The sequence below is a fragment of the Saccharopolyspora sp. genome (assembly GCF_017434145.1).
GTDB classification, from domain to species: Bacteria; Actinomycetota; Actinomycetes; order Mycobacteriales; family Pseudonocardiaceae; genus Saccharopolyspora_C; species Saccharopolyspora_C galaxeae.
This window is the reverse complement of sequence record NZ_JAFRFW010000891.1, coordinates 1-2,197: the sequence shown is the minus strand read 5'-3', so window position 1 is coordinate 2,197 and position 2,197 is coordinate 1. Positions and strand designations below refer to the sequence as shown.

Sequence of the window (2,197 nt, the reverse complement as noted above, 5' to 3'; positions counted from 1 at the left end):
TCGAGCGATGCGCGGGTGTGTCGGCCGGTACGTCGGCAGACTTCCGAGCCCGCGGTTCCTTCAGGAGTGAACGGACCGTTCGTCCGAATAGATTGGGCGAGGAGGCCGTTCACTCCGCCGAGATCGCGCGGGAGCCGGTCACGGTTGCAGGCCGTCGGCGAGCCGCTGGAACGCGCGCTGCAGGAAGTCGCGCAGCGTGGCGTCCGCATCGGCCTGCTGCCAGCACTGGATGGAGACCCGCAGCGCGGTGACCGCCGTCGCGGCCAGCAGCCGCACGTACTCGTCCGGACCGGTCCCGATCCGCTGCCCGAGCCCGTCGCACAGCGCGGATTCCAAGTCCCGCGATGCCAGCGCGACCCTGCTCACCAGTTCCGGATGATCGCGCAGCACCAGCGCCTGATCGCGCCAGGTCGGACCAGCCATCGCGGTGTCGAGCGCGTCGTCGAGCACCACCTGCAGCACCCGCAGCGGCGACTCGTCCGCCGGGCGGGCCACGATGCGCTCCGGGGCGCCCGCGACCGTCGCCGGGTCCCACGGGACCAGCACCTCTTCCTTCGCGGTGAAGTAGTTGAAGAAGGTGCGCGGCGAGACCTCCGCCGCCGTGCAGATGTCCTCGACGGTGACCGCGGCCGGGCCGCGTTCCCGGAACAGCTTGACCGCGGCTTGCTGAAGAGCTTGCCGGGTGGCGCGCTTCTTGCGTTCGCGCAGGCCCTCGCCGGGCGCTTCCCCGGAGGCGCGCGAGGCGCTGCTCGGCGCCGTCGTCCTGGACATCCTGGTGCTCCCCTTCACGATCCGCCGCGACCGGATGCACGCCGGGCCGTTCATGGTAGTTGCGGCCGAGCCCGCGGCTCCGGTCGCACTCACCCCATACCGGACAAACAACTTGCAGGACTGCATTATTGCACCCGATGCAGATAATGCTAAGATCGGCGAAGTTCTGCACTGGGGATTCCGCCGCCGGCACCGCCGCCGAGCCGGCCTTCGCGCGCCGCCAACCGCGCGCCGTGAACGAGCACAAGGAGGAGCAGTGTCCGAGGAGCAGCCGGCGTCGCTGACGCGCACCCTGGCGTCGGCGTTGTGGTTCCCGATCTTCTTCGTAGTCGGGTTCATGGTCTTCTACCTGCTGCCGTTCCACGCGCCCGCACCGCACGACATGCCGGTGGTCGCGGTCGGCGAGCAGACCGCAACGCAGCTGAGCGCCTCGTTCGACAAGGCCATGCCCGGCGGGGTGGACGTCAGCGCCGTGGACACCGCCGAACAGGCCCGGCACGCGGTGACCGACCGGCAGGCGGTCGCCGCCTACGACCCCGCGACCGGCGACCTGTTCTACGGCAAGGCCAACGGCGCGGCGCTGATGCAGTTCCTGCAGAAGATGTTCGCGCCGGTCGCCGCCGCGAGCGGGCACGCGCTGTCGCTGCACGACCTGGCCCCGACCGCCGCGGGCGACGTGATGGGCACCGGGCTGTTCTACCTGCTGATGGCGATGAACATCCCGCCCTACGTCACCGTGATGGTGCTGCTGCGCGCCGAACTCACCACCCGCCAGAAGCTGCTGTCGCTGGTCGGAGTCGGCGCGTTCGCCGCGGTGTTCTGCTTCGCGTTCGGCGCGACCATCGGGGTGATCCCGCCGAATCCGCTGGTGATGCTGATCGGGTTCCTGCTGACCCAGGGCATCGCCTGGACCGCGTTCGGGCTGGTGCCGCTGGTCAAGCAGTTCATCCCGGGCGTGGCGATGACGCTGTTCGTGCTGCTGAGCATGCCCTCCAGCGGCGGGGCCATCCCGAAGGAGCTGGTGCCGACGTTCTTCCAGCACCTGCACCCGCTGCTGCCGCTCGGGCAGGCCGTCGACTCGATCCGCGGGGTGCTGTACTTCGGCGGGGCACGCGTCGCGCCCGGCGTCATCGGGCTGGCCGCGTGGTGCTTGATCGGTGTGACGCTGGTGATCTTCACGCAGCTGCGGGCGCAGCGGGCCGCGGAGAACGATCCGGAGGCGGTGGACTCCGCCGGTTCCTACGAGCACAAGGACGACAGCGGCGCGGTCGTCGACCCGTCCTTCGAGCCGCCGCTGCCCGCGCACCACCGGACGCTGGTCGGCACCATCAGCCACGCGGGCGGAGCCGCCGCGGGTTCCGCGGTGGTCACCGTGACCGACTCGGCCGGGGAGCAGATCGCGCGAGTGGACGCCGACGCCGACGGC

General features: G+C 70.7%; 2 protein-coding genes. One reads left to right on the top strand and one right to left on the bottom strand.

What is annotated here, in order from left to right:
• Positions 1–138 precede the first annotated feature (138 nt).
• The gene (locus IJH84_RS24095; RefSeq protein ID WP_200072218.1) at positions 139–771 is read right to left on the bottom strand and encodes a TetR/AcrR family transcriptional regulator; all 633 of its coding nucleotides are present in this window, start codon (positions 769–771) and stop codon (positions 139–141) included.
• Between the two features lie 256 nt (positions 772–1,027).
• On the opposite strand from IJH84_RS24095, the gene IJH84_RS24090 reads away from it, so the two are divergent.
• Positions 1,028–2,197 (top strand): hypothetical protein (locus IJH84_RS24090; protein WP_295149386.1); only part of this gene is annotated, 1,170 nt, incomplete at its 3' end.